Annotated in this window: 23 protein-coding genes and 2 pseudogenes; 17 read left to right on the top strand and 8 right to left on the bottom strand. The window is 37.5% G+C overall.

All coding sequences use genetic code 11. The features are described from left to right. Both hflX and lon read left to right on the top strand, forming a co-directional pair. Positions 1-1,311: a ribosome rescue GTPase HflX gene (gene hflX / locus BTHERMOSOX_RS02020; RefSeq protein WP_138118915.1), complete on the top strand. Its 1,311-nt coding sequence runs from the start codon at positions 1-3 to the stop codon at positions 1,309-1,311. Further along, a complete protein-coding gene (gene lon, locus BTHERMOSOX_RS02015) occupies positions 1,290-3,626 on the top strand; it encodes an endopeptidase La (RefSeq protein ID WP_138118913.1) in 2,337 nt (778 codons plus the stop codon). The genes hflX and lon overlap by 22 nt, the downstream gene beginning before the upstream one ends. A gap of 49 nt (positions 3,627-3,675) precedes the next feature. Here lon and BTHERMOSOX_RS11910 read toward each other — a convergent pair whose 3' ends face one another. Beyond that, positions 3,676-3,801 carry a DsrE family protein gene (locus tag BTHERMOSOX_RS11910; protein ID WP_283204833.1) on the bottom strand — a complete coding sequence of 42 codons (126 nt, stop codon included), beginning with the start codon at positions 3,799-3,801 and terminating at the stop codon, positions 3,676-3,678. A 238-nt stretch (positions 3,802-4,039) separates the two neighbouring features. On the opposite strand from BTHERMOSOX_RS11910, the gene BTHERMOSOX_RS02010 reads away from it, so the two are divergent. Further along, positions 4,040-6,025, top strand: a complete 1,986-nt coding sequence (locus BTHERMOSOX_RS02010; protein WP_138118911.1) for a monovalent cation:proton antiporter family protein — start codon at positions 4,040-4,042, stop codon at positions 6,023-6,025. A gap of 15 nt (positions 6,026-6,040) precedes the next feature. Here BTHERMOSOX_RS02010 and rsmB read toward each other — a convergent pair whose 3' ends face one another. Together rsmB and BTHERMOSOX_RS02000 are read right to left on the bottom strand one after the other, a co-directional pair. Beyond that, on the bottom strand, positions 6,041-7,300 hold the full coding sequence (gene rsmB, locus BTHERMOSOX_RS02005; RefSeq protein WP_138118909.1) for a 16S rRNA (cytosine(967)-C(5))-methyltransferase RsmB: 1,260 nt from the start codon (positions 7,298-7,300) through the stop codon (positions 6,041-6,043). Then, positions 7,290-8,009, bottom strand: a complete 720-nt coding sequence (locus BTHERMOSOX_RS02000; protein ID WP_138118907.1) for a DsbC family protein — start codon at positions 8,007-8,009, stop codon at positions 7,290-7,292. Before BTHERMOSOX_RS02000 ends, rsmB begins: the two co-directional genes overlap by 11 nt. Before the next feature lie 65 nt (positions 8,010-8,074). Here BTHERMOSOX_RS02000 and BTHERMOSOX_RS01995 point away from each other — a divergent pair, with 65 nt between their 5' ends. Together BTHERMOSOX_RS01995 and ppnP are read left to right on the top strand one after the other, a co-directional pair. After that, a complete protein-coding gene (locus BTHERMOSOX_RS01995) occupies positions 8,075-9,385 on the top strand; it encodes a leucyl aminopeptidase (protein WP_138118905.1) in 1,311 nt (436 codons plus the stop codon). A gap of 7 nt (positions 9,386-9,392) precedes the next feature. Further along, a pseudogene (gene ppnP, locus BTHERMOSOX_RS01990) lies at positions 9,393-9,703 on the top strand (pyrimidine/purine nucleoside phosphorylase). On the opposite strand, the gene BTHERMOSOX_RS01985 reads toward ppnP, so the two are convergent. Both BTHERMOSOX_RS01985 and BTHERMOSOX_RS01980 read right to left on the bottom strand, forming a co-directional pair. After that, positions 9,694-10,116 (bottom strand): MBL fold metallo-hydrolase, encoded by a 423-nt coding sequence (locus BTHERMOSOX_RS01985; protein WP_138118903.1) that lies wholly within the window; start codon positions 10,114-10,116, stop codon positions 9,694-9,696. The pseudogene ppnP and the gene BTHERMOSOX_RS01985 sit on opposite strands and share 10 nt — an antisense overlap. A gap of 85 nt (positions 10,117-10,201) precedes the next feature. Then, a complete protein-coding gene (locus tag BTHERMOSOX_RS01980) occupies positions 10,202-10,822 on the bottom strand; it encodes a DUF302 domain-containing protein (RefSeq protein ID WP_138118901.1) in 621 nt (206 codons plus the stop codon). 189 nt (positions 10,823-11,011) lie between these two features. Between BTHERMOSOX_RS01980 and mltG the strand changes: the two genes are divergently transcribed. Genes mltG through BTHERMOSOX_RS01950 form a run of 6 tightly spaced genes read left to right on the top strand, consistent with a single transcriptional unit; the run spans position 11,012 to position 16,989 of the window. Beyond that, positions 11,012-12,802, top strand: coding sequence for an endolytic transglycosylase MltG (gene mltG / locus BTHERMOSOX_RS01975; protein ID WP_138118900.1), 1,791 nt, complete (start codon positions 11,012-11,014; stop codon positions 12,800-12,802). Positions 12,803-12,807: 5 nt separating this feature from the next. Continuing rightward, complete coding sequence (gene tmk / locus BTHERMOSOX_RS01970) at positions 12,808-13,425, top strand: dTMP kinase (protein ID WP_138118898.1); 618 nt, start codon at positions 12,808-12,810, stop codon at positions 13,423-13,425. Further along, positions 13,422-14,435, top strand: coding sequence for a DNA polymerase III subunit delta' (locus BTHERMOSOX_RS01965; RefSeq protein ID WP_138118896.1), 1,014 nt, complete (start codon positions 13,422-13,424; stop codon positions 14,433-14,435). The genes tmk and BTHERMOSOX_RS01965 overlap by 4 nt, the downstream gene beginning before the upstream one ends. 8 nt (positions 14,436-14,443) lie before the next feature. After that, entirely contained in the window at positions 14,444-15,727 is a 1,284-nt protein-coding gene (gene hemL, locus BTHERMOSOX_RS01960; protein ID WP_138118894.1) for a glutamate-1-semialdehyde 2,1-aminomutase, read from the top strand. Between the two features lie 9 nt (positions 15,728-15,736). Next, positions 15,737-16,327, top strand: a complete 591-nt coding sequence (locus BTHERMOSOX_RS01955) for an LOG family protein (protein ID WP_138118892.1) — start codon at positions 15,737-15,739, stop codon at positions 16,325-16,327. An 8-nt stretch (positions 16,328-16,335) separates the two neighbouring features. Beyond that, a complete protein-coding gene (locus BTHERMOSOX_RS01950; protein WP_138118890.1) occupies positions 16,336-16,989 on the top strand; it encodes a histidinol-phosphatase in 654 nt (217 codons plus the stop codon). A 184-nt stretch (positions 16,990-17,173) separates the two neighbouring features. Here BTHERMOSOX_RS01950 and BTHERMOSOX_RS01945 read toward each other — a convergent pair whose 3' ends face one another. Both BTHERMOSOX_RS01945 and BTHERMOSOX_RS01940 read right to left on the bottom strand, forming a co-directional pair. Then, positions 17,174-17,695, bottom strand: coding sequence for a DsrE/DsrF/DrsH-like family protein (locus BTHERMOSOX_RS01945; RefSeq protein ID WP_138118888.1), 522 nt, complete (start codon positions 17,693-17,695; stop codon positions 17,174-17,176). Positions 17,696-17,723: 28 nt separating this feature from the next. Beyond that, positions 17,724-17,948 carry a sulfurtransferase TusA family protein gene (locus BTHERMOSOX_RS01940; protein WP_138118886.1) on the bottom strand — a complete coding sequence of 75 codons (225 nt, stop codon included), beginning with the start codon at positions 17,946-17,948 and terminating at the stop codon, positions 17,724-17,726. A gap of 107 nt (positions 17,949-18,055) precedes the next feature. On the opposite strand from BTHERMOSOX_RS01940, the gene BTHERMOSOX_RS01935 reads away from it, so the two are divergent. Continuing rightward, the gene (locus tag BTHERMOSOX_RS01935) at positions 18,056-19,384 is read left to right on the top strand and encodes a M48 family metalloprotease (protein ID WP_138118884.1); all 1,329 of its coding nucleotides are present in this window, start codon (positions 18,056-18,058) and stop codon (positions 19,382-19,384) included. Between the two features lie 6 nt (positions 19,385-19,390). Here the strand turns inward: BTHERMOSOX_RS01935 and rpiA are convergent, their stop codons facing one another. After that, entirely contained in the window at positions 19,391-20,053 is a 663-nt protein-coding gene (gene rpiA, locus BTHERMOSOX_RS01930; protein WP_138118882.1) for a ribose-5-phosphate isomerase RpiA, read from the bottom strand. Between the two features lie 63 nt (positions 20,054-20,116). Here rpiA and rdgB point away from each other — a divergent pair, with 63 nt between their 5' ends. The 5 genes and pseudogenes from rdgB to BTHERMOSOX_RS01905 all read left to right on the top strand — a co-directional run. Continuing rightward, the gene (gene rdgB, locus BTHERMOSOX_RS01925) at positions 20,117-20,704 is read left to right on the top strand and encodes an RdgB/HAM1 family non-canonical purine NTP pyrophosphatase (RefSeq protein WP_138118880.1); all 588 of its coding nucleotides are present in this window, start codon (positions 20,117-20,119) and stop codon (positions 20,702-20,704) included. Between the two features lie 16 nt (positions 20,705-20,720). Next, the gene (hemW, locus tag BTHERMOSOX_RS01920; RefSeq protein WP_138118878.1) at positions 20,721-21,827 is read left to right on the top strand and encodes a radical SAM family heme chaperone HemW; all 1,107 of its coding nucleotides are present in this window, start codon (positions 20,721-20,723) and stop codon (positions 21,825-21,827) included. Positions 21,828-21,887: 60 nt separating this feature from the next. Then, positions 21,888-22,610, top strand: a complete 723-nt coding sequence (locus BTHERMOSOX_RS01915; protein ID WP_138118876.1) for a response regulator — start codon at positions 21,888-21,890, stop codon at positions 22,608-22,610. 7 nt (positions 22,611-22,617) lie between these two features. After that, positions 22,618-24,012 carry an ATP-binding protein gene (locus BTHERMOSOX_RS01910; RefSeq protein WP_138118874.1) on the top strand — a complete coding sequence of 465 codons (1,395 nt, stop codon included), beginning with the start codon at positions 22,618-22,620 and terminating at the stop codon, positions 24,010-24,012. A 200-nt stretch (positions 24,013-24,212) separates the two neighbouring features. Continuing rightward, a pseudogene (locus BTHERMOSOX_RS01905) lies at positions 24,213-24,378 on the top strand (IS1595-like element ISBaz1 family transposase); the annotation flags it as partial.

Genomic DNA, 24,378 nt, shown 5'->3' with positions numbered 1-24,378 from the left:
TTGGAATTATTTGATCGTCAAAAAGATGCTGTAGGACAAGGTGAACGAACCTTGTTGGTTTATGTTGAGCTACCTTCAACGCGTAATATTCATAATGCAAAGTCCGAATTTAAAGAGCTAGCCGAGTCATCAGGCTTGGATATCATTAATTCTATTCAAGTTAATCGAAATTCAGCCAAGGCACAATATTATATTGGTACTGGTAAAGTTGATGAAATTGCACAAATGGTCAAAGAGCTTGAACTTGATTTAGTTATATTCTCGCCAGAACTTTCTCCTTCTCAAGAGCGCAACCTAGAAAAAACATTAGAGTGTCAGGTGATGGATCGTACCGGTCTTATTTTGGATATTTTTGCTTTAAGGGCAAATTCTTTTGAAGGAAAATTACAAGTTGAGTTGGCACAACTGCGCCACCTATCAACGCGTTTAGTGCGTGGTTGGACACACCTTGAGCGTCAAAAAGGTGGTATCGGTATGCGTGGTCCAGGCGAGACTCAGCTAGAAACCGATAAACGCTTGATTGCAGTACGCATTAAAAATATCACTAAGCGCTTAGATAAAGTGCACAAGCAGAGTGATTTAGGACGTAAATCTCGCACTAAAAACGAATTACCAATGATTGCACTGGCAGGCTATACTAACGCTGGAAAATCAACTTTATTCAACACCCTGACCAATGCTCAAGTATTTGCTAACGACCAACTTTTTGCAACCCTAGATTCAACCATTAGACGCGTTATATTGCCAGCTTCAGGCGAGGCTGTTATTGCCGATACAGTGGGTTTTATTCAAGACTTACCTCATGATTTGGTTGACGCTTTTAAGTCCACGCTAGAGGAAACTAAGCGCTCTAATGTGCTACTGCATATTGTCGATGCGGCTGATGAGTACAATATTGAAAAAATTGGTCAGGTTGAAAAAATTATTAATGAAATTGGTGCTAGCAAAATACCAACAATCTTAGTGATGAATAAGATTGATTGCATAGAAAACGTTGAGCCTCGTTTAGATCGAGATGAATCTGGCAGAGTGTATCGAGTTTGGATTTCTAGCAAAACTGGTGAGGGTATTGATTTATTATATCTAGCGCTTGCAGAGCAGCTGAGTGGTATGATGACGCATGCAAAGATAGAGCTGGACGTGATGAGTGCTTATATTCGAAGTGAAATTCATAATATTGGCTATATCCACAACGAAAAGGTGGATGATTTCGGTCGCTGGATACTTGAAATTAACGTTACTCATCACTATCTATCTAAATTATTAAACAAGAAAGGTGTTAAGTTGTTATGGGAACAAAGCCCGAAATAGAAAAAATCGATTTAAATCTTGAGAATGTTCCGTTACTACCGCTTAGAGATGTGGTGGTGTTTCCACATACGGTTATGCCATTATTCGTTGGCAGAGATACCTCAATCAACGCTATCACCCAGGCAATGGGCACTAATAAATACATCTTTCTGGTAACTCAAAAAGACGATAAAATTGAAAACCCTCAATACGATGATCTACATGAAGTTGGTACATTAGCAACTATTTTGCAAATGTTAAAATTGCCAGATGGCACTATTAAGGTTTTAGTAGAGGGTGTTAAGCGTGCTAAAGTTGAGGCGATTATTGATCTTGAAGAATACAGTGAAGTGCAATTAAGTGAATTATCTTTGTCAATTGAAAATGACACTGAAGTTGAAGCGATGATGAGACTGGCGTTAGAAAGTTTTGAAAAATACATTAAGCTTAACAAAAAAATTCCAGAAGAAGTTTTAAAAATGCTTAAAGATGTAACTGATGTTGAGCGTTTTAGTGATGTTATTATTGCCAATTTATCCCTTAAAGTATCAGAAAAGCAAGCTTTATTAGGTGGTGATAAAGCCCAAGATAGATTAAATAAAATCTTAACTGTGATTCAAAGTGAAATTGAAGTACTTGATACTGAGCACAAGATTCAATCTCGTGTACGTAAGCAAATGGAATCTAATCAACGTGATTATTATCTGAATGAGCAGATGAAATCAATCCAGAAAGAGTTGGGTCAAGCAGAAGATGAAAATGAAATTGAAGAATTACAGCTTAGTATTAATAAGGCAAAAATGCCTAAAGTGGTTAAGGAAAAAGCCCAGAGTGAGCTAAAGAAATTATCACGTATGTCATCAAATTCTTCTGATGCCTCTATCATTCGCACCTATATTGAGAATTTATGCGAAGTTCCGTGGAAGAAAAAAACCATCATCAACAAGAATCTTAAAAAAGCACAAAAAATTCTTGATGATGATCATTACGGTTTAAACAAAGTAAAAGAGCGAATCTTGGAACATTTAGCTGTACAAACACGTGTTTCACATAATAAAGCCAATATTTTATGTTTGGTTGGCCCTCCAGGTGTGGGTAAAACCTCATTGGGTGAGTCTATCGCTAAAGCAGTTAATCGTAAATACGTGCGCATGGCTTTAGGCGGTGTTCGTGATGAGGCGGAGATTCGTGGTCATCGACGTACCTACATTGGTGCTATGCCAGGTTCAATCGTGCAAAAAATGCAAAAAGTAAAGGTAAAAAATCCGTTATTTTTGCTTGATGAAATTGAAAAAATGGCCAGTGATTATCGAGGTGACCCTTCTTCGGCAATGCTTGAAGTGCTAGATCCTGAGCAAAACCACACTTTTAATGATCATTATTTAGAAGTAGATTATGACCTTTCTCAGGTGATGTTTGTAGCCACAGCCAATTCGTTGGATTTGCCTCAGCCACTGTTAGACCGTATGGAAATTATCGAGTTATCCGGGTACACCGAAGATGAAAAACTTGAAATTGCCAAACGTCATCTAATCAAGCAAGCGATGGAAAATAATGGTGTTAAGGCTGGTGAAATTAGCTTTAAAGATTCAGCAATTTTAGATATTATTCGTTACTACACTCGTGAAGCGGGTGTGCGTGGTTTAAGTAGAACCATTAGCACTATTTGCCGAAAAGTGGTTAAAGAAGTGGTGATTAAAAAGCGCAAAACCAAGGCAACGATTAGTGATAAAAATTTAGAGAAATATCTAGGTGTCAAAAAACATCGCTTTGGTTTAGCTGAAGAAAATAATCAAATTGGTGAAGTAACAGGTCTTGCTTGGACGTCAGTGGGTGGTGATTTACTTACCATTGAGGCTACTGCTTATAAGGGCAAAGGCAAGCTTAACTATACTGGACAATTAGGCGATGTGATGAAAGAGTCTATTCAAGCAGCGATGAGTGTGGTGCGTACGCGTGCTAAAGAATTAGGCATTGCTAATGACTTCCAAGAAAAACTTGATATTCACATTCACGTACCTGATGGCTCAACCCCTAAAGATGGCCCAAGTGCGGGTGCGGCAATGTGTACAGCATTGGTGTCTGTATTAACGGGTCGCAAAGTTAAGGCGGATGTGGCGATGACAGGTGAGATTACCTTAAGAGGCGAGATCACCCCAATTGGTGGACTCAAAGAAAAAATGCTAGCGGCATTGCGTGGCGGCATTAAAACCGTGATCATCCCTGATGATAACGAGCGTGAGCTTTCTGAAGTGCCTGAAAAAATTAAAGGCAAGCTTAATGTTATCAAGGTTAAGTGGATTGATGAAGTGCTGGATATTGCTTTAGAGAAATAATTCAATAAAAAAGGCGCTTTAAGCGCCTTTTTTATTGAATTTTTTTTAACTAAGGTCTAATATAAGAATAGCCTTGTTGTTGCAATTCGCCAATGCGAGCCACACCAGAAGGAGTAATAGTTACACCATCTGTTAGCTTTGGAAAGTGACCTTTCTTTTTCTTAATGCCATTCATGGTGTTTTGACAAGCGCTAAAGGTAATGTTGTAAAAGCAATGATAGCTAATAGTATTTTTTTCATATTCCCCCCCGAGGATTAAAATGCCTTTACGATTAAAGGCAGTATTATCTTACATCTGTTTTAATACCCCAATCCAGGTCAATTTTAATTTCCTTTGATATCATCATGCTAGTAATTTAAGAAAGCGCCTCGAATTGGTTTAAAATAATAGAATTAGTATTTTTTATTTAATTATGAACGAGCACTTATTAATACAAATTGTTTTGTTACTTGCCATTGCTGTGATAACGGTTTCTATATCGCGTCGTTTGCATTTCCCACCTATTTTGGGATACATTATTGTTGGTGTTATTGTTGGCCCAAATGGATTTGGATTTATTGAGAAAGCGGAAAATATTGAGGCTTTAGCTGAGTTCGGCATTGTATTTTTATTATTTGCAATTGGCTTGGAGTTCTCTATTGGGCAAATGATCGCCATGCAAAAACAAGTATTTGGTATGGGTGCTGTCCAGGTTTTTGTAACTGCGATTGTGATTTATTTGATTACTTATTTGGCAGGTTTGGATACAAACACTAGTATTGTTATTGCAAGTGCTTTTGCACTTTCTTCAACCGCTATTGTGATCAAACAATTAACCGAACAATCTGAAATTAAATCTCGACATGGTCGTTCTGCGCTAGGCATTCTTATTTTTCAAGATATCATGGTTATTCCATTATTGATTCTTATTCCTGCTTTGGCAATGAATGGTGATGGTGGTGATAGTATATCTTGGGTGTTAGGCATAGCCTTTTTAAAAGGTATGTTTGTAGTTGTTTTGATTCATATGATTGGCAAATATTTACTTAAGCCACTATTTCATGAGGTGGCTAGTGCTAAGTCTCAAGAGCTTTTTACGTTAACGGTTTTAACCGTTGCATTAAGTGCAGCAGCCTTTACTGAAGAAATGGGATTGTCAATGACATTGGGTGCTTTTTTGGCGGGCACAATGCTTAGTGAAACCGAATATCGACATCAGATTGAGGCAGATATTAGGCCTTTTCAGGATATTTTATTAGGGCTGTTTTTTGTCACCATCGGCATGTCTATTTCTCTTGAAATCTTAGCCCAACATTTTTTGGTTATTATATTGATTACTCTGGCGATTATCTTGATCAAAGGAGGCATTCTTTATGTAACTGCTCGATTGTTTGGTAAAGAGGGTGGTATATCTTTACGTATCGCCTTGTCTTTGTCACAAGTGGGAGAGTTTGGCTTGGTGTTATTAAGCTTAGCCTTCGCATTTGATTTACTGCCAAATGAAACGGGCAATATTTTATTAACTGCTGCAGTGTTGAGTATGTCTCTAGCGCCATTTATGATTAAATTTAATGGCAAAATTGCAAAATTTATGCATAAAGATTCTTATTCTAATAATCATCAAGAAATAGAAAATACCATTATTGAGGAAAGTAAATACCTAAGTGGCCATGTTATTTTGTGTGGATTTGGTCGTGTTGGTCAAACAGTTGAGCGATTTTTGCACAAGGCAAATCATGCGTTTGTTGTACTGGATATGGATATTAAGCGTGTACATGAGGCTCAAGATGCGGGTGAGGCAGTTTACTATGGTGATGCAGCTAAGCAGAGTATTTTAATGGCGGCAGAAATTAATAAAGCAAAGGTAATGATTATTACCTTTAGTGATTTTCATGCTACATTAAAAATAATTAAAACGACTAGGCAACTCAATAAAAAGTTACCTATTTTAGTGCGCACATTGGATGATTCACATCTCAATGAGTTATTTGAAGCAGGAGCGACAGAGGTAATTCCTGATACTTTTGAATCTAGCATTATGTTGGCTTCGCATTTGATGCTAATGATTGGTCAGCCAGCCAGTAAAGTATTAAGGCAGACGCGTCAAATTCGTCAAGATCGATATAAAATTCTTGAAAATTTTTATCCTGGTGAGGATGATAATCCGATGGAGCAGCATCAAGTGATGAAAGGTATTATTCATAGTGTATTGGTTGAGGGTTCGATGTATGCTATTGGTCGTCGCCTAAAAGACCTGAAATTAAAAAGTTACAACGTCAAAGTTGAGGCAATTAAACGTGGGCATGTTAGAGGTGAAAACCCTTCTGAAGAGACGCGAATCCGTGACAATGATCACATCGTATTGAGTGGTTTAGTTGAGGATATTGAGCACGCTGAAAAGTATTTGATTACTGGTTAATCGGCTTGTTATGCGTTAAGAAATTTTGCTTAATTTTGCGTAATAAAAACCATCAAAATTAGGGCTTGGAAGTTGTTGCTTGCCAATAACTGTTTTTACACCCCAGTCTAAGTCAATTTTAATTTCCCTAGCATCGTCATGACTGTAAAGAAAGTCAGCGATTTGAAATTCATTTTCAGCTTTTAAAATTGAGCAAGTGGCATAAAGTAGCGTGCCGCCAGGTTTTAGCATTTGCCACAAATTGTCCAAAATTTTAGATTGCAGTTCAACCAAGGCGGTAATGTCTTTAGGCTTTCGTAAAAGCTTAATATCTGGATGGCGACGGATAACGCCGGTAGCTGAACACGGCGCATCGAGTAAGATTTTGTCAAAGTGTTTTTTATCCCACCAGTCTTGTTCTTGAGCATCGCCACGGATAATTTCTATATTGTTAATATTGAATCGTTGGGCGTTTTGTGCAACACGCTCGAGCCTATCCTTGTCACTATCCAGCGCAATAATCTTTGCCTTGGGCGCAAGTTCAGATAAATGCGTAGTTTTACCACCGGGCGCAGAGCAAGCATCAAGGACAAGATCACCTTCTTTTGGATCTAGCAGAGGTGCGAATAATTGTGGCGATCCGTCTTGCACATAACAAGATCCTGTTTCAAAATCAGGCAAAGCGTACACACTCATCGGTTTGTCTAAAACCAAAGCCTGAGGCGCAACTTCGAGTGTTTGACTGGTAATATCTAGATCACTTAATTGTTGTTGATAATCAGCCGTAGAAGTTTTTGGATGTACGCGAATAGTCATCGGTGCTTGAATATTATTTTGCTCAAGGATTTGCTCAAAATCATTCGGGTAGTTTTGCTTGATTTTTTTGACCATCCAGGTTGGATGTGAATAATGCGTTTGTGCTAATAGCTTTTCTTTGTTGCGATCAATTTGTCTGAGGATGGCATTCACCAAGCCTTTTGCCCAGCTTTTATCAATATCAACTGTCACATTGACGGTTTCAAATACACTAGCGTGGGTAGCAACATTGGAGTATAAAATTTGATAAGCACCTAACAACATCAGACAATGAATGTCCAAATCCTGCTTTTTTAAGGAATGATCAAGCAGTTTGCTAACAATATCATTGAGCTGATGATAAAAACGAATAGTGCCAAATACTAAGGATTTGACTAAGGCGTTATCCTGCTGAGGATAGACAAAGTTGGAAAGTGATTTTTTATCAAGAACAACCGAACAAATTGCATCAAGTGCAATAATGCGTGGATTATTTTCCAAGTGTTGATTGTATTTCTGCTAGTAGTTTTTTAGCAGGCATGTATCCAGGAATATGCCTGCCATTTTCTAAGAAAATGGCAGGTGTGCCATTGACACCAAGCTGCTCAGAAATAGCCAATTGTTCGGCAACTGGGTTGTCACAAGCAGTAACATTAGGTAGTTTTTTGGTTTTTTTGTAGTCATTCATGGCTTGCACTCTGTCTTCAGCACACCATATTTTTTCCATTTTTCCTTGAGCGGCTGGGTGCAAACTTGCTAGTGGTGCAGCTAGGTATTTAACTGTAATTCCGAGTGCATTCATGTTGTCCATTTCGAAGTGTAATTTCCTGCAAAATGGACAATCTACATCGGTAAAAACATGCACAACGTGTTTTTCGTTGTCAGCCTTGAAGATGATTTTATCTTTTTCTTTAATACCAGCTAGAAGTGATTTTTTAAACGCCGATACTTTATCGCTACCGCGCATTCTGCTACGACTTAATAAATCAATAACATCACCCTGAATTAAATAACGACCGTTTTCTGAAACATAAAATGCCTCAATTGGGTTTTTATTGATAACCTCATATACACCTTTAAAATCGGTTTTGCTAATATCTTCAATGCTAATACCTTGAAAAATCGGACTAAGGCTTTTGACAATGTCATTTTTGTCCGCCATAATCGTTGTAGAAATTAGTAGTGAGGTCAGCAGTATTTTTTTAAACATAGGATTGATTAATATAAGTAGATGATAAAATTATACGCATTTCACAAATATGAGTTGCAAATAATATGAAATTTAGAGCCGAGCAAGTAATTAACAGCCAAACCTTAGTGGTATTTGATCAAACATTAGAATTTAACCAGCTTAAATTTGAACAAAAACAGATAAAAATTGGCGTTAAAGATACAATATTAAACGCAAAGATGATTCAGAAACTCGCTTTGAGCTTGTCCCAAACAGCTAATAAATTTGATATTAGTGATTTATTTATACCAGTGCTTGAGATTGATAGATTTGTTCAAATTATGACACAAGCCATAGCTAATGATAATTATCAAGTGCAAAAAATCAACCTAGATGCGCCAAAAGACAAATCTTTGCAGTCTATTTGTTTTGATTCTGGCAGTCAAATTGATATTGATAAAGCGCTAGCAATTGCAGATGGTATGGCACTTTCTCGTCATTTGGGCGATCTTCCTTCAAACATTTGCACACCTTCATATTTGGCACAAACTGCGCAAGATTTAGCCAAAGAGTTTGGTCTAGACTGTGAAGTGCTTGAAGAGTCAGACATGTCTGCACTTGGTATGGGTTCGTTATTGTCTGTTTCAAAAGGCTCTATTGAGCCACCAAAATTAATTAGCTTAAGTTATCAAGGCAATGGTGATGCTAAGCCGATTGTTATTATTGGTAAGGGTGTTACTTTTGATAGTGGTGGTATTTCTTTGAAGCCTGGTGCTGGTATGGATGAAATGAAATATGATATGTGTGGCGCCGCTTCAGTATTAGGTACGATGCGTGCTATCGCACAGATGCAGCCAAAAATTAACTTAACCATTGTTGTGCCAACAGTTGAAAATATGCCAGCGCATAATGCTTCAAAACCAGGTGATGTGGTAACCAGTATGTCTGGCCAAACTATTGAAATTTTAAATACCGATGCAGAGGGGCGTTTGATTTTGTGCGATGCCCTAACTTATGTTGAAAAATTTAATCCTGAAGTGGTGATTGATACAGCAACATTAACAGGCGCTGTAATTGTTGCGCTTGGAAAGCATCATTGTGGTTTGATGGCAAATGATCAAGACCTGGCTGATGATTTAATTGCTGCAGGAAAAGCCTCCCTAGATACTACTTGGCAATTGCCAATTGATGAGGAGTACGATGAATTGTTAAAGTCAAATTTTGCTGATATGGGTAATATTGGTGGACGTGAAGCAGGCTCGGTGACTGCCGCTTGTTTCTTGGCTAGATATGCCAAAGATTATCGCTGGGCACATCTAGATATTGCTGGAACAGCTTGGGTAAGTGGTGCTAAAAAAGGCGCAACTGGCCGCCCTGTGCCATTATTAACCCAATATATTTTGGATAAAATTTAAGGAATCTATGTCAAGTTTTGAAAATGTAACGGTTATAAAAGAAGCGAATATTTATTGTGATGGCAAGGTGACTAGCCGCGTTGTTCAGTTTGCAGATGGCTCGAAAAAACACTAGGTATTATGATGCCGGGTGATTATGAGTTTGGTACTGATGATAATGAGCTAATGGAGATTCAAGCGGGTGAGATGGATGTGCTTTTACCTGGCGAAAGTGAATGGCAAACTTTTGCCAAGGGTAGTTCATTTGAAGTAGCGAAAGATTCTAGCTTTAAATTAAAGGTTAAAAAGGTAACAGATTACTGCTGTTCTTACTGGTAGCTAGCCTCTTTATCTAGCCAAATGCCTAAGCCTTGTGCGCAGATTTCCAAATCACCCTTAAATAACTCTGTTTGCTGCGCTTTATTAAGCATTACGCCGTGTTTTGTGGATATATCAAGCAGATAGTTAAGTAACGATTCTTTAATAGCTTTATGGCGATTTTCATCGGTTTGATGACCACCCGCATGATCCAAATGAATATGGGTGAGAATAATATAATCAACCGATTCTCGGCTAATATTTTTAGCCTCTAAAGTTGCTAGCAGGGTGGGTACAGATAAATAACAACCAGTGTCAATAAAAGCAGCTCGGTTATTATTCTCTATTAAGTAAGCAGCGACAAAATCTTGTCGCATATGCTGCGTGTCAATGCAAGTAATGCCGAATTCTAGGTTGTGGTAAATGGGCTTCATGTATTATTATTTAGATTGATTTGGTTATTTTAGAGCAAAAAAAAACCGCCCAAATGGGCGGTTTTTAACTGATTCAGTTGCTGGTTTAGAAGTCGCCTTCTGCGCCACCCATTTGAATCGCTGTGATAACACGCTTAACTTCTAGCGCTTTCTCTAATAAGAAGTCTGGAAGAGGTGCGCCACCATAAATCATTGCATTCATGTCAAGTGTGTACAACCATCTTTGACCTTCTTTGTCTTCGATTAGAGCCAAGCGACAAGGTAAGTATGCAGAAAATGCATCTGAATGATCAACCATTGTCATTGCAGTACGTGGAGAGCAGTACTGATATATTTTAAGGAATCTTTGTTTTTCGCCAGTTTGTAGTTCAACCATTTCTGATAATGGCAACATGCCTACAGAACGAATACCTTCAGCAGTTGCAATACTTTCCATTGCTTCTTCAACATCTTCATTTGAAACATCGTCGGCAACTTTAACACGAACAATAGAGGCCATGGTGATGTCACCCGTATCTAATAATTTATTTGTCATTGGCATATAAACTTTTGCCATTGAATCTGGGTGTAATGTTGGAGAAATTATTTCACTAATTACCTTTCCAGTTACACCATTGTATTTAACTTGCAGTGATACGCCGTAATAAACAGCGATTGCACCAATAATCATTAACACCCATTTGACTAAATTAATAACTCCACCCATTTTTCTCTCCCTTTTTTAAAATTTAATAAATTGTTACGAATTCAAGATTTTAGCACCATAATTAACCATAAGGGTGGGAATATCTACCTAAACAACACTTAGTCTATTAAAAGTGATATTGTTTAAATTGGTAAGGTGATTTATTTATCAGTGTTACTTTAAAGATTCACTGAATTATAATACTTACTCATGAAGTCAGTTATTTTAATTAATGGAAAAAAACAAAGCAAACTAAGCGTGTTTAATCGCTTAGTTCAGTTTGGTGACGGTTTGTTTGAAACTTGCATGGTAAAGGATGGCAAGTTGATTTTAGCGCAGCAGCATTTTGCGCGATTGGACAAAGGTTCGCAACGACTGCACATCAATCCAATTAAACAATCGGTGTGGTTAAAAGATATCGCTAAAGCAGTTTCATTGTCTAAATTAAATCATGCCGTGGTGAAGATTATTCTTTCTCGTGGAGAGACTAGCCGCGGCTACGGCTTTGATAGAAATATTAAGCCAACGCGTATTGTGATTGTTTCTGAAATGCCAGATTTGGCGAGCAACTATTCCTTAGGTTTGTGCGCTAGTGGTTATGCAACGAATCAATTACTGGCTGAAATAAAGCATTGCAATCGATTAGAGCAAATATTGGCGCGTACTAATCTAAACACACAAGAATGCCTGATGCTTGATCCACAAGGTCAAGTTATTTCAGTTAGTCAAGGTAACGTATTTGCGTTTAAAAATGGCGTACTTTTAACGCCAAGTTTAGACGTGTGTGGCATTGAAGGTACAAGACGGCAGGCTGTGATCGGTTTGGCCAAAAAATTAAATATCTCAGTAGAAGTGTGCAGTTTGAGTATGGAAGAATTACTCAGCTGTGATGAAATTTTTATCACCAATAGTGTAATCGGCATTAAGCCAGTTCATCAGGTTAATGAGCAAAATTTTAGCCAATATAGTTTGACTGAAAAGCTCTCAAATAATTTTGATAAATACCTTTCTAAACGAAAAAATTCAATACCTTTAAGACTTAAAAAAGGCTTTGTAAAGTTTGGGCTGTTATTAGCACTTGGTTTAATACTGGCTTGGTCATTTTGGGCGAATAATATTAATACCGTTAAAGCCACTATTTATGAACTACCTAAAGGTGCAACGATTTATTCAACTGCAAATGATCTTAAGCGTTACGGCTTGGTTAATTCGAGTTTATTTGTACTTTGGTCGGCAAAATTATCAGGTGCAGATGCACAATTAAAATCAGGCTATTATGATGTAAGCCCTGGAATGGGTGTCTGGCAGTTGCTTAAAGATTTTTCAACAGCTAATGTGGCGACTCGAAATATTAGTTTAATCGAAGGTAGGACGGTGCGTGAATATTATCAACTGCTTAGCAATAATAAGGCCTTGACAAATAAATATTCGCTTGACAAAACATTGGAGAATTCAATCGCTGAAGTGCCTTATGAGGCTAGTTTTTGGCCAGATACTTATCAAATTAATTATGGCGATAGTGTTGTTAGTGTTCTGGATAGGGCGCATGTTATTCTGCAAGAAAAACTTGATAGTGCTTGGAAAGGTAGAGTTAAAAATCATCCATTATCTAGCGCTAATCAGGCGCTGATTTTGGCCTCCTTGATTGAGCGAGAAACGGCAAATAGTGCTGAAAAATCTAAGATCTCTGGTGTGTTTATTAATCGACTGAAAAAAAATATGCGCTTGCAAACCGATCCAACGGTAGTGTACGCTCTAGGTGATGCTTATACAGGCAAGCTGAGTAAGAAAGATCTTTGGGTTAAAAGCCCTTATAACACTTATCGAAACAAGGGTTTGCCGCCCGGACCTATTGGATCAGTAGGGCAAGATTCTTTAACCGCTGCTATGCATCCTTTAAAAACAGAATATCTATTTTTTGTAGCTAAGAAAGATGGGTCTCACGCATTTGCAAAAACTTACAAACAACATTTAACCAACATCAAGAAGCATCTAAAATAAAACCCATGAAAAAAGGAAAATTTATCACTATTGATGGCGTTGAAGGGGCGGGAAAAAGTACACAAATAAGCTTTATTTGTGATTATTTACAAGCTAAAGGTATTAACGTTATTTTAACTCGAGAGCCTGGTGGGACAGATTTAGGCGAGAAAATTCGTGAGTTATTGCTCAGTACCAAAACTAAATCTATGCATAGTGATAGTGAATTATTACTAATGTTTGCTGCTAGAAATGAACACATTCATGAAAAAATTATCCCTGCACTTGAGCGTGGTGATTGGGTGTTGAGTGATCGTTTTACCGATGCTTCTTATGCTTATCAAGGCGGTGGTCGTGGGCTTGATGCTGAGCGTATTGAGCAATTAGAACAGTGGGTATTGCAAGACTTTACACCTGATATGACATTGTTACTAGACATCCCTGTAGAGCAAGGCATGTCACGCGTAGAATCAAGGGGTAAAAAAGATCGGATCGAACTTGAGGCGATGGATTTTTTTGAGCGTGTACGACAGGCTTACATTGCTAGATCGGAAAAATACCCAGAGCGCATTAAGCTGATTGACTCCTCCAGGACAAAAGAGCATACCAGTGCTCAAATTGAGCAAATTTTAGCAAGCTTATGAATCTTCCCTGGCACGATCAAGCACTCTCAAAGTTACAAAAGATGGTTGATTTAAATCATCTGCCACATGCATTGTTAATTACCGGTGTTGAGAAAATTGGAAAGTTTGAGTTAATGCAGCAGTTGGTTGGTATATTGCTTAAGGATGATTCAATCATTCGACGAGATAATATCCTTGAAGAGCTTGATCATCCAGTATTGATTAGGCGCTCTAATTACACCAATATGATTTATTGTCGTGCAGGTGAAATTAATGAAAAAACTAAGAATCGTTCTAAAGATATCCGCATCGATCAAATTCGTGCATTTTGCGAGGCTTTAAATAAAACCGCCGATGACTTACAAATTGGCGTTATTTTTTATGGCGATCAGATGAATATTAACGCTGCCAATAGTTTGCTAAAAACATTGGAAGAGCCAAGAGAAAATACACTGATTATCATTCTAGCGCATAATGTTCAAAACTTGCCAACAACTATTGTATCTCGTTGTCAGAATATTCACATTGCACCTAGTTATAGCGAACAGACACAGCAATGGCTAACAAGTCAGTTAAGTGAGACTCAAAATGCTGATTTTGATGTAGCTCAATTACTTGAAAATACACATGGCGTGCCTTTTAAAGTATTGAGTGAATTATCTGATGGCGGTTTTATTGCTTATCAGGCATATCAAAACCAACTACTTAGTATTGCTACACATCCATTGATGATCAATCAAATCAGTGAATTTGAAGGTAACGAGTTGGAGGTATTAGCTTGTTTACAGAATCTAATTATTGAGGCTATTAGACTGAAGACAACAAAAGAAGAAGGTGGTCTAGTAGAGCTCAATCAAGTGATTGGCAATGTGAGATCAGATTTTTTATTTCAATTATTGGACGATGTTCAGCGAGCCATTAGACTGTCAAAAACCAGTGTCAACCTCAAATTATTATTGGATAATATCTTGATCGTGTGGTCACATATTACCCATTTAAAAGAGTATCCACAAATCAGCGCAAATTATTAGGAGCAAGCATGAGTCAATCAGATATTTTATTCGAACAAGCAAAAAAAGTTATTCCAGGTGGGGTTAACTCGCCCGTTCGTGCCTTTAATGGTGTTGGTGGAAATCCGATCTTTTTTACCAAAGGCAAAGGCGCCTATTTATTTGATGTAGATGATAAAAAATATATTGATTATGTTGCTTCATGGGGTCCTATGATTCTTGGCCATGCTAATCAAGATGTGGTCAATGCCGTTAAAGCTACTTTAGAAAATGGATTGGGATTTGGTGCGCCAACGCAAATCGAGACCACACTGGCTGAAAAAGTGTGTGAATTGGTACCATCTATTGAAATGGTGCGTATGGTTAGCTCCGGTACAGAGGCAACTATGAGTGCGATTCGCCTTGCTCGTGGACACACTGGCAGAGATAAAATCATTAAATTTGAGGGTTGTTACCATGGCCACTCTGATTCTTTATTGGTTAAAGCAGGATCGGGTGCATTGACACTTGGCGTACCAACCTCGCCAGGCGTGCCAGCTGATTTTGCCAAGCATACACTAACCCTAGAATACAACAATATCGCTCAGGTTCGTCAAACTTTAAGCGAAGTTGGCGATGAAGTGGCTTGTATTATTGTTGAGCCAGTAGCTGGCAACATGAATTGCATTCCACCCATTGATGGATTTTTACAAGGCTTGCGCGAAGTTTGTGACGAACACGGGGTGATTTTAATTTTTGATGAAGTAATGACGGGATTCCGCGTAGCACTTGGTGGCGCTCAAGAGGTTTATGGCGTTAAGCCTGATTTAACGACACTGGGCAAGATTATTGGTGGTGGTTTGCCAGTGGGCGCTTTTGGCGGCAAGCGTGAGATTATGTCATCAATTGCGCCATTAGGTCCTGTATATCAGGCGGGCACATTGTCAGGCAACCCTATGTCTATGTCGGCAGGTTTGGCGATGCTTGAAGCATTGTCTGCAGATAAGGGCTTCTACAAAACATTAGGCGCAAAGGTAAAAACTTTGATTGACGGAGTCCTGGCCAAAGCAAAAGAAAACAATATTGGTATGACGGCGAATGTTGTGGGCGGCATGTTTGGTCTTTTCTTTACCGATTCTACAGCGGTAACAAATTTTCATGAAACCTCTCAATGTGACGTTGATCGATTTAAAAAGTTTTATCACTTAATGTTGGAAGAAGGTATTTATATGGCACCTTCTGCCTATGAAGCTGGTTTTGTTTCAAGTGCACATTCTGACGAAGACATTCAGGCAACGATTGATGCAGCAGGACGAGTGTTTACCAAACTGTAAAGTTATTTAATGAATACTGAAGTTATTAAATCTGAACTAGATAGGGCGATTAGTCAGCTTGATGGCTTGGGTCCAAGTGTTAGTATCTTTGGATCTGCCAGAATTTCCCAATCAGACCCTTTGGCTCAGCAAGCTTTTCAATTGGGAAGGCTGTTGTCAGATCTTGGGTTTAATGTGTTGACAGGCGCAGGGCCAGGCATTATGCAGGCAGCTAACCAGGGCGCCTTTGAAAGAAAATCAAAAAGTATTGGTTTGAATATTAAGCTACCAAAAGAACAAGCACCCAATCCCTATCTAGATGAATGTATTTTGTTTGAGCATTTTTTTACTCGGAAGGTGGCTCTAATAAAGCAGGCTGACGCCTGTGTATTTTTTCCAGGAGGGTTTGGCACTGCGGATGAATTATTGGAAGTGTTGACATTGATTCAAACTAGAAAAAACAAACCTATTAAACTGTTTTTATTTGGCACTGATTTTTGGTCGCCTATTATTAGCTGGTTCGAGTCGCTTGCTCAGTTGGGCTATATTGATAAAACTGATTTAGAGTTACTTCATTTAGTAGATGATTTTAGTCAAATAATTAACGATATTAAAAGGTAGGTAAGAATATGGCATTGGCAATTTTTGATTTAGATAAAACACTCATTGGTGGAGATAGTGATTTTCTCTGGGGTGAGTTTATGAGTGAAATTGGTGCAGTAGACCCTAAAAGCTATCAGGCTAAAAATCAATATTTCTTTGATCAATATGCACTCGGAAAGCTTGATATTAATGAATATTTAGAATTTTGTTTAGAGCCTTTATCAAAAAATACCTTGTCAACACTTAATACTTGGCATCAACAATTTATGCATGACAAAATTGAGAAAATATTATTACCCAAGGCTCAAGCTGTAATTGATGAGCACAAGGCTAAAGGCGACACAATTTTGGTTATTACAGCAACTAATAGCTTTGTAACAGCGCCGATTGTAAAGCGTTATGGTATCGATAATCTTTTGGCTACTAATCCTGAAATGGTGAATGGTGGTTTCACTGGAAAAGTTGAAGGCGAGCCTTGTTTTCAAGCAGGAAAAATTGTGCATTTGAATCGTTGGCTAGAGCAAACAGGCGAGAGTATGTCTGGTGCTTATTTTTATTCCGATTCACATAATGATTTGCCAATGCTTGAGCTAGTTGATAATCCGATAGTTGTGCATGGCGATGACAAACTTCTTCAAATCGCTAAAGAACGAAACTGGCTTAGTTTAGATTGGACTTAAATCGATCAATATTTAGATAATAAAAAACCTCCTTTCGGAGGTTTTTTTTATCACTTTTTTTGCTAGTATTTTTTTCTTTTACAAGGCGGATTTTACAAAATCTCGATTGAGCATAGATGAAACTATGTGATTGAGAATTTTGAAGAGTCTAACGCAGTATAAAGATAAAAAGACAAAGTAAAAATTACATATATAAGTGGTGATCGCCCGAAGCCGCTTCATCAAAGTACATTGCAGCGCCAGCGAATTCAACGCCATCAATAAAGTCTGCTTTATCAAAGCCAAATAACTCAACTGTCATTTCACAAGCAATAAATTTAACATCAAATTCTTGACACATTTCACGTAATTCTTCCATCTTAGCAACGCCATGCTTAGCCATAGTTTTTTTCATTAGATAAGTTGCTAACCACTCAGTACCAGGAATTTGCCAAAAAAGATTAGGCAGTTTAGGGCCAAAATCAATTTTTTGTAACCACTTAGGGCCAAAAGGCATTTTCATCGGCATAGAAGGGTTCCCAATTGGAGAAACTCTAAGCTTTGAAGTGTCTTTTAATAAAAGATTTAAACCGTAAAAAGTAAAGAAGATGGTTACTTCTTTATCCATTGCAACACCAGTAGAAGCAATAATGAAAGGCGGGAATGCCCAATCAAAAGTACCTTTAGTAGCGATGATAGTCATTTTATTGTTTTCTTTAGCTGCCATAGTTATTCCCCTTTGAAGCGATTATGAATTAAACTTTTTCAATTGTGAAGATGTACTTACCACCATCTTCAGTTGTAGAAATAAGCTTGTTGCCAGTTTGGTTACAAAAAGCCTCAATATCTTTTACTGAGCCAGCATCTGTAGAAATTACGTCTAAGATTTTGCCTGCATCCATTTTTGATAGTGCTTTCTTAGTTTTTAAAATTGGTAATGGGCAGTTTAAGCCTGATGCATCTAAAGTTTCGTCAGCCATTGTGGACTCCTTTGTATATTGAAATTAATTAATTAATCCTATCTTTTAATAAGACAAGTCTAATCATTTTAGTCGCACGAAGGGTAAGAGTCAAATATAATAAACTCATGATTAAGTTTTTACTATTACTATTACTGAGTTTTAATCTCAATGCACTTAAGGTTCCTGAGTTGGCTTTAGGTGAATCGCTACAAGAGCAAAAGCATGGTAATGAATTTTTACAAATTATTTGGGATACCAATTCCGTTGTTGCCGATATTGAAGCGCAAGTTTATTTAAAGACATTGGGGCATGAGTTGGCTCGATACAGTGAAAATCCTGAAAAACATTTTGGATTTTTTCTATTAAATGATGACAGTATTAATGCCTTTGCGGGCTCTTATGGTTATATTGGCGTGCACACGGGCATGTTGTTGCGTTCTGATTCTGAAGCTGAATTGGCGGGTGTGCTGTCACATGAAATTTCCCATGTCACTCAAAATCATCTGGCGCGTTTTAGTGACAAAACCAACAAGCAAACTTATATTATGATGGCAGGTATGTTGGCTGCTGCTTTAGTGGAAAGTTCAGAGGTTTCACAGGCTATTGCCACTTCTACCATAGCCGCAACTGCTCAGCAAAACATTAACTTTACCCGCGAGCATGAATGGGAGGCAGACCGTATTGGCACCAATATGCTGATTAAATCAGGATTTGATCCAAAAGGCATGGCGCACTTTTTTGAAAAATTAAAAGACAGTGCCGATGCTCAAGAGTTTCTGCGCTCTCATCCATTGAGCATTAACCGTATTTCTGATTCTATGCAACGATCAAGCCGAATAGAAGGTGATCATCGAGAAGATTCGTTCACTTATAAAACAGTTAAGGCGCGCTTGTATTATCATCAGCATAAGCGTATTAAGCTTGAAAAAGATAAAAATTTAACCGTGTATATGCAAGCTTATGATGCCTTAGAGAGTCAAAATTATTCAGTTGCCAAAAGATTTGTTGATCAATTGTTGGTTTCAAATGACAGTGTATCTAGCAATTTACTAGCTGGAAGAATTTACGCTAAGCTTAATCAAATTGAAAAATCACAACAGTATTTTGCACAGGCAATTGATGATGAAGCGGCTATTTATTTTGCGGCTCAAGCCTATCTTGATAATCAACAAACGCAAAAAGGTATTAGCCTATTAAAGCGTTATTTAAAGAAAAATCAGGGTACTTATCTATCGCACAAGTTGCTATCTTCTTTATATGTAGATCTTGGGTACCTGGATAGGGTTCATATTCATAATGCCAAAGCGTTAATCCAACAGGGTAAATTAAACTTAGCAATTACTCGTTATGAGCGTGCCAAAGCAATCACTAACTCGCAAGATTTATTTGATGTTATTGATGTAGAAATTGAACGCTTGGAAAAGCGCATCGATCTTTACAAAGAATTGCCCTAAATTAGTTTAAGTGCCGACTACTTTCACACCATTTGGTGTGCCGAGTAATAATACATTTGCACCACGATTGGCAAATAAACCATTGGTAACAACACCAATAATACTATCTATTTCTGTTTCCATGGTTTTTGCATCTGTAATTTTTAGCCCTTCTACGTCTAAAATTAAGTTGCCATTATCAGTCGTAAAATTTTCTCTGATAAAAGGTGTGCCACCAATTCTACGTGTAATTTGATGCATGACGTAGTTTGCAGCCATAGGAATAACTTCTACTGGCAATGGGAAGTTGCCCATTACTTTAACCAATTTAGATTCATCAGCAATACAAACAAATTTGTCAGCAACAGCAGCAACAATCTTTTCACGCGTAAGCGCACCACCACCGCCTTTAATAAGGTTTAATCCATCGTCAGACTCATCAGCACCATCAATATAAACAGAAATAGCTTCAACTTCGTTCAAGTCAAATACTTTAATGCCATGGCCTTCTAAGCGCTCAGCTGTTGCAACTGAACTTGCAACACAGCCTTTAATATCGCCTTTCATAGTTGCCAATGCATCAATGAAAAAATTAGCAGTAGATCCTGTGCCTACGCCTATAATAGTATCCTTAACAACGTACTTAAGTGCCTCTTGCGCAACTGCAAATTTCATTTCGTCTTGAGTCATAATGTGCTCCAAATTTTTTTTATATTCAGTCGATTATACACTGAGACTTTACGCTTATCTATTATGAAAAAAATCATTCTTGCTAGTAACAACAAGGGAAAAATTAGAGAATTTAACACCATGTTAGAGGGGCTTTATGATGTTGTTTCGATGAGTGATATGAGTGTAGAAGAGGTGCCAGAAATCGGCCTAACCTTTGTTGAAAATGCACTGATTAAAGCGCGTAATGCTAGTGAGCAATCTGGCTTACCTGCACTAGCTGATGATTCTGGTATTGTTATAGATGCTTTAAATGGTGCGCCAGGTATTTATTCTGCTCGGTATGCGGGTAATCATGGTGATGACGAGGCTAATACAATTAAGGTTTTAGAGGATATGCAAGATGTGCCTGACGGTAAGCGCACAGCACGATTTTGGTGTGCGATTGTTTTTGTTGAACATGCAAATGATCCGACGCCAATTATTATTCAGCGTGGCTGGGAAGGTGAAATTCTACGTGAAAAAGTAGGTGAAAATGGTTTTGGCTATGATCCAATTTTCTATGTTTCTATACATCAAAAAGCCTCAGCAGAGTTGACTCCAGAGCAAAAGAATAACATCTCTCATCGTGGCAAAGCATTGCAAGCATTGTTGATCGAGTTACAAGCTTAATTCTTACCTAGAAAGCATGTTGGAATTGCCACCATTAGCACTCTATATTCATTATCCATGGTGTGTAAAAAAATGCCCTTATTGTGACTTTAATTCTCATGAAGGCGATAATAGAGAAGGTTATATCGAATTATTACTTGAAGATCTTGATGAAGATCTAAGTTACGCACAAGGTCGATCAATTGGCTCGATATTTATTGGTGGCGGAACACCAAGCCTAATGAGTGAGTTAGATTTATCCAAGTTATTTGAGGGGCTTAGATCTAGATTAACATTTGAAAATGATATTGAAATTACCTTAGAGGCCAATCCAGGTACTTTTGAAATCGAAAAATTTAAGGCTTTCAAGGGTATTGGTATTAATCGTTTATCTATTGGTGTGCAATCCTTTAATGACCAGAATTTAAAGTCTTTAGGTCGTATTCATGATGCAGATGAGGCAGGCAAGGCCTGCACCGAAGCTGCAAAGTTGTTTGATAATTTTAATATTGATTTAATGTATGGGCTGAAAGGTCAAACATTAGAAGGTTGCTTGTTAGATCTAAGACAAGCGATTGAGCTTGGACCAACCCATATTTCTTTTTATCAACTCACCATTGAGCCAAATACCTTGTTTGCAAAATTTCCGCCCACCTTGCCAAAAGAGGATGATATTTGGAAAATGGGCGAAGCGGGTGTTAAACTGTTGGAAGATAAAGGTTTTAATCGTTACGAGGTTTCTGCTTTTGGAAAAACACCCTCAAAACACAATATTAATTATTGGGAGTTTGGTGATTATATTGGCATTGGTGCAGGTGCGCACGGGAAAATTACCCTGAAAAATGAACAAAAAATTATTCGCACACTAAAGTCAAAATCCCCCAAAGATTATATTAATCAACGACAAAAAACGACTGAAATTATTAGCAATCCCGGCTTTGAGTTTATGCTCAATGCACTGCGTTTAAAAGATGGATTTGATATGGATTTGTTTGATAGAAGGACGGGTCTCTCTATTGATAGTATTAAGAACAATCTTGATAAGGTGGCATTAGATGGATTGCTCGATATTGATAAAAATCGAATCATACCAACCACTAAAGGCTATGATTTTTTAAATGATTTGCAGGGGGTTTTTTTATGAAATTCACCAATATTTTAATTTATTTCTTGTAAAAAAAACAAGCGTAAAATTTAAAAATACATGAAAAATAATAAATTAAAACTATTGGTTGTTGATGATGATTCAGAAATTCGTCATTTGTTAAAACAGTATTTACAGAAGACAGAGTTTCAAGTAAGTGTTGTTGCTGATGGTCAGGAGATGTTTTCAATATTGAGAGAAGAGTCATTTGATTTAATTATATTGGATCTAATGTTGCCGGGCGAAGATGGGTTATCTTTGCTTAGGAGATTGCGCGCTGATTCGAACACCCCTGTTATTATGCTAACTGCAATGGGTGAAGAAACAGATCGAATTCTAGGTTTGGAAATGGGTGCCGATGATTACATTTCTAAGCCGTTTAATCCTAGAGAGTTGTTAGCCCGCATTAAGAGTGTTTTACGTAGAGCTTCAATGTCTGATGATACATCTAGTAATGCAAAAACTATTAGAGCGGAGTTTTCTAATTGGGTATTAAATTTTCAGCAGCGTCATTTAACTTCTCCAGAGGGGGTTGTGATTCCATTGAGTGATGGCGAATTTCAATTATTGAAAGTTTTTATTGACAATAGTGGTAGGACGCTAAGTCGAGAACAGTTATTAAACCTTACCCAGGGTAGAGAGAGTGATTCGTTTGATCGTAGTATTGATGTACTAGTAGGCTGCATTAGAAAAAGACTTGATGAAACCCCTAAAAACCTAAAGATATTGCATGCCGTGCGTAGTGAAGGCTATTTATTCTCTCCTTTGGTAAAATTTTATTAATAATGGTATGAAAATAATACCTCAATCGCTTTATGGGCGTTTATTGACAATTCTTCTAGTTGGACTTATGGTGCCACAGCTTTTGAGTGGTCTTGTTCATCTTTATGATAGGGATTCTGTCTTACATCAAACAATTGGCGCAGATAGTGCGGATAAAATAAGTTCGATCGTTACACTACTAGATTCTATTGATATTCAATCTAGGCCGGCAGTTATTGATGCAATTAATGGCTACCCTCTTGAAGTTTCCTTGGGTAATTTTAAGAATCATTCCAATCATTCGACATCTGAAAATAATGAGGGATTGGTTCACTTGTTTAAGGAATATTTACAACAAGGACTGCCTTTAGGATATGAGGCTCATGTTGAAATTGTTGAATCTAGGCATTCTTTAGATATTATTAGACATGGCCGTCCAAATATCGAGACACAATTAATAAATAACGACTCTCAGTCTATTTTATTGATTCAGTCGTTCCATGTTCAAATTAAACTTAAAGATGGGGTTTGGGCAGATTTTCATTACTTCTTACCTAAGAAAATTTTTGAGTGGCCTGTTCGTTTAGTAGTGGCATTATTAGTATTGATGGTTGCTGTTTTATTCTTAACATGGATTGCAGTACGTTGGGTTACAAGGCCATTATCTACACTATCTCAAGCTGCCGAAGCATTGGGAAAAAATATTAAGAGCCCACCATTAGATGTAAAAGGACCTACAGAAGTTAAATTGGCTACCATGGCCTTTAATACTATGCAAGAAAGACTTGTAAAATTTGTAAGTGATCGGGTACGTATTCTATCTGCAGTGTCACACGATCTAAAAACACCAATAACACGCCTTCGACTTCGTCTTGAATTATTGGATGACAAAAAACTCAGTAATGAAATAAAAGGCGACTTAGATCATATGGAAAAAATGGTAAATACCACTCTTTCCTTTATGCGTGGAACAGAAAAAAATGAGTTGAGGAAAAAGGTCAATTTAGAAGCTTTATTAGAAAGCCTGCAAGAAGACTTTAGAGTTTTGGGCATGCCATTTGAAATTCATGGAAAGGTAGAAAAACCCCTGTATATTCAATTGGTTTCTATTAGGCGCTGTTTAACCAATCTATTGGAAAATGCATATCGGTATGGAAATGGGGAAGTTTCAGTTGAAATTCAAGATCATAAAGAAACTGTTGAAATTGTTATATACAGCAATGGTGATTCGATACCAGATAAAGATTTAGATAAAATTTTTGAGCCATTTTATCGATTGGAAGAATCCAGAAATAACAAAACTGGTGGCACTGGGTTGGGGCTTAGTATCGCCAGAAATATTGCTATTGAGCATGGTGGAAGTCTTAGAATAGAAAACGCCAGCAAAGGTGGAGTTTCTGCATACCTTATCTTACCAAAGTAACTAGACGTTACAAGCAAGCCATTATTATGTGCATTCGCACAACATCCGCTTACACTTTGTTACAAAAAACCCTCTTCTAGACACACTAGAATTACATTCAATACCTATAATTTATTGGGTCATGACAACCCAAGCATATTTAAAACCATGTTAAAGTACCGTTATGAAAGTAAAAAAACAAGTATGTAAATCGTTCCCGTATTTCAGAGAAGAGATTTAGAGAAATAATTAAGTATTTCTCTCTTGATTTGAACGCAGTTCAAATCAAGGAATTAACAGGATTGAGCAGACAAACAATCAACAAATATTTAACCGCTATTAGGCTTAGAATTGTAGAACTATCCATACTTCAATCTGCCCCACTAG

This window comes from Bathymodiolus heckerae thiotrophic gill symbiont (assembly GCF_900128515.1).
Taxonomy (GTDB): domain Bacteria; phylum Pseudomonadota; class Gammaproteobacteria; order PS1; family Pseudothioglobaceae; genus Thioglobus_A.
This window is presented reverse-complemented; position numbering and strand designations above follow the sequence as displayed.

Coding starts and splice junctions, on each gene's coding strand:
- lon (WP_138118913.1), top strand. CDS start 1,290: ATGGGAACAAAGCCCGAAATAGAAAAAATCGATTTAAATCTTGAGAAT.
- BTHERMOSOX_RS11910 (WP_283204833.1), bottom strand. CDS start 3,801: ATGAATGGCATTAAGAAAAAGAAAGGTCACTTTCCAAAGCTAACAGAT.
- BTHERMOSOX_RS02010 (WP_138118911.1), top strand. CDS start 4,040: ATGAACGAGCACTTATTAATACAAATTGTTTTGTTACTTGCCATTGCT.
- BTHERMOSOX_RS02000 (WP_138118907.1), bottom strand. CDS start 8,009: ATGTTTAAAAAAATACTGCTGACCTCACTACTAATTTCTACAACGATT.
- BTHERMOSOX_RS01995 (WP_138118905.1), top strand. CDS start 8,075: ATGAAATTTAGAGCCGAGCAAGTAATTAACAGCCAAACCTTAGTGGTA.
- BTHERMOSOX_RS01985 (WP_138118903.1), bottom strand. CDS start 10,116: ATGAAGCCCATTTACCACAACCTAGAATTCGGCATTACTTGCATTGAC.
- BTHERMOSOX_RS01980 (WP_138118901.1), bottom strand. CDS start 10,822: ATGGGTGGAGTTATTAATTTAGTCAAATGGGTGTTAATGATTATTGGT.
- mltG (WP_138118900.1), top strand. CDS start 11,012: ATGAAGTCAGTTATTTTAATTAATGGAAAAAAACAAAGCAAACTAAGC.
- tmk (WP_138118898.1), top strand. CDS start 12,808: ATGAAAAAAGGAAAATTTATCACTATTGATGGCGTTGAAGGGGCGGGA.
- BTHERMOSOX_RS01965 (WP_138118896.1), top strand. CDS start 13,422: ATGAATCTTCCCTGGCACGATCAAGCACTCTCAAAGTTACAAAAGATG.
- hemL (WP_138118894.1), top strand. CDS start 14,444: ATGAGTCAATCAGATATTTTATTCGAACAAGCAAAAAAAGTTATTCCA.
- BTHERMOSOX_RS01955 (WP_138118892.1), top strand. CDS start 15,737: ATGAATACTGAAGTTATTAAATCTGAACTAGATAGGGCGATTAGTCAG.
- BTHERMOSOX_RS01950 (WP_138118890.1), top strand. CDS start 16,336: ATGGCATTGGCAATTTTTGATTTAGATAAAACACTCATTGGTGGAGAT.
- BTHERMOSOX_RS01945 (WP_138118888.1), bottom strand. CDS start 17,695: ATGGCAGCTAAAGAAAACAATAAAATGACTATCATCGCTACTAAAGGT.
- BTHERMOSOX_RS01940 (WP_138118886.1), bottom strand. CDS start 17,948: ATGGCTGACGAAACTTTAGATGCATCAGGCTTAAACTGCCCATTACCA.
- BTHERMOSOX_RS01935 (WP_138118884.1), top strand. CDS start 18,056: ATGATTAAGTTTTTACTATTACTATTACTGAGTTTTAATCTCAATGCA.
- rpiA (WP_138118882.1), bottom strand. CDS start 20,053: ATGACTCAAGACGAAATGAAATTTGCAGTTGCGCAAGAGGCACTTAAG.
- rdgB (WP_138118880.1), top strand. CDS start 20,117: ATGAAAAAAATCATTCTTGCTAGTAACAACAAGGGAAAAATTAGAGAA.
- hemW (WP_138118878.1), top strand. CDS start 20,721: ATGTTGGAATTGCCACCATTAGCACTCTATATTCATTATCCATGGTGT.
- BTHERMOSOX_RS01915 (WP_138118876.1), top strand. CDS start 21,888: ATGAAAAATAATAAATTAAAACTATTGGTTGTTGATGATGATTCAGAA.
- BTHERMOSOX_RS01910 (WP_138118874.1), top strand. CDS start 22,618: ATGAAAATAATACCTCAATCGCTTTATGGGCGTTTATTGACAATTCTT.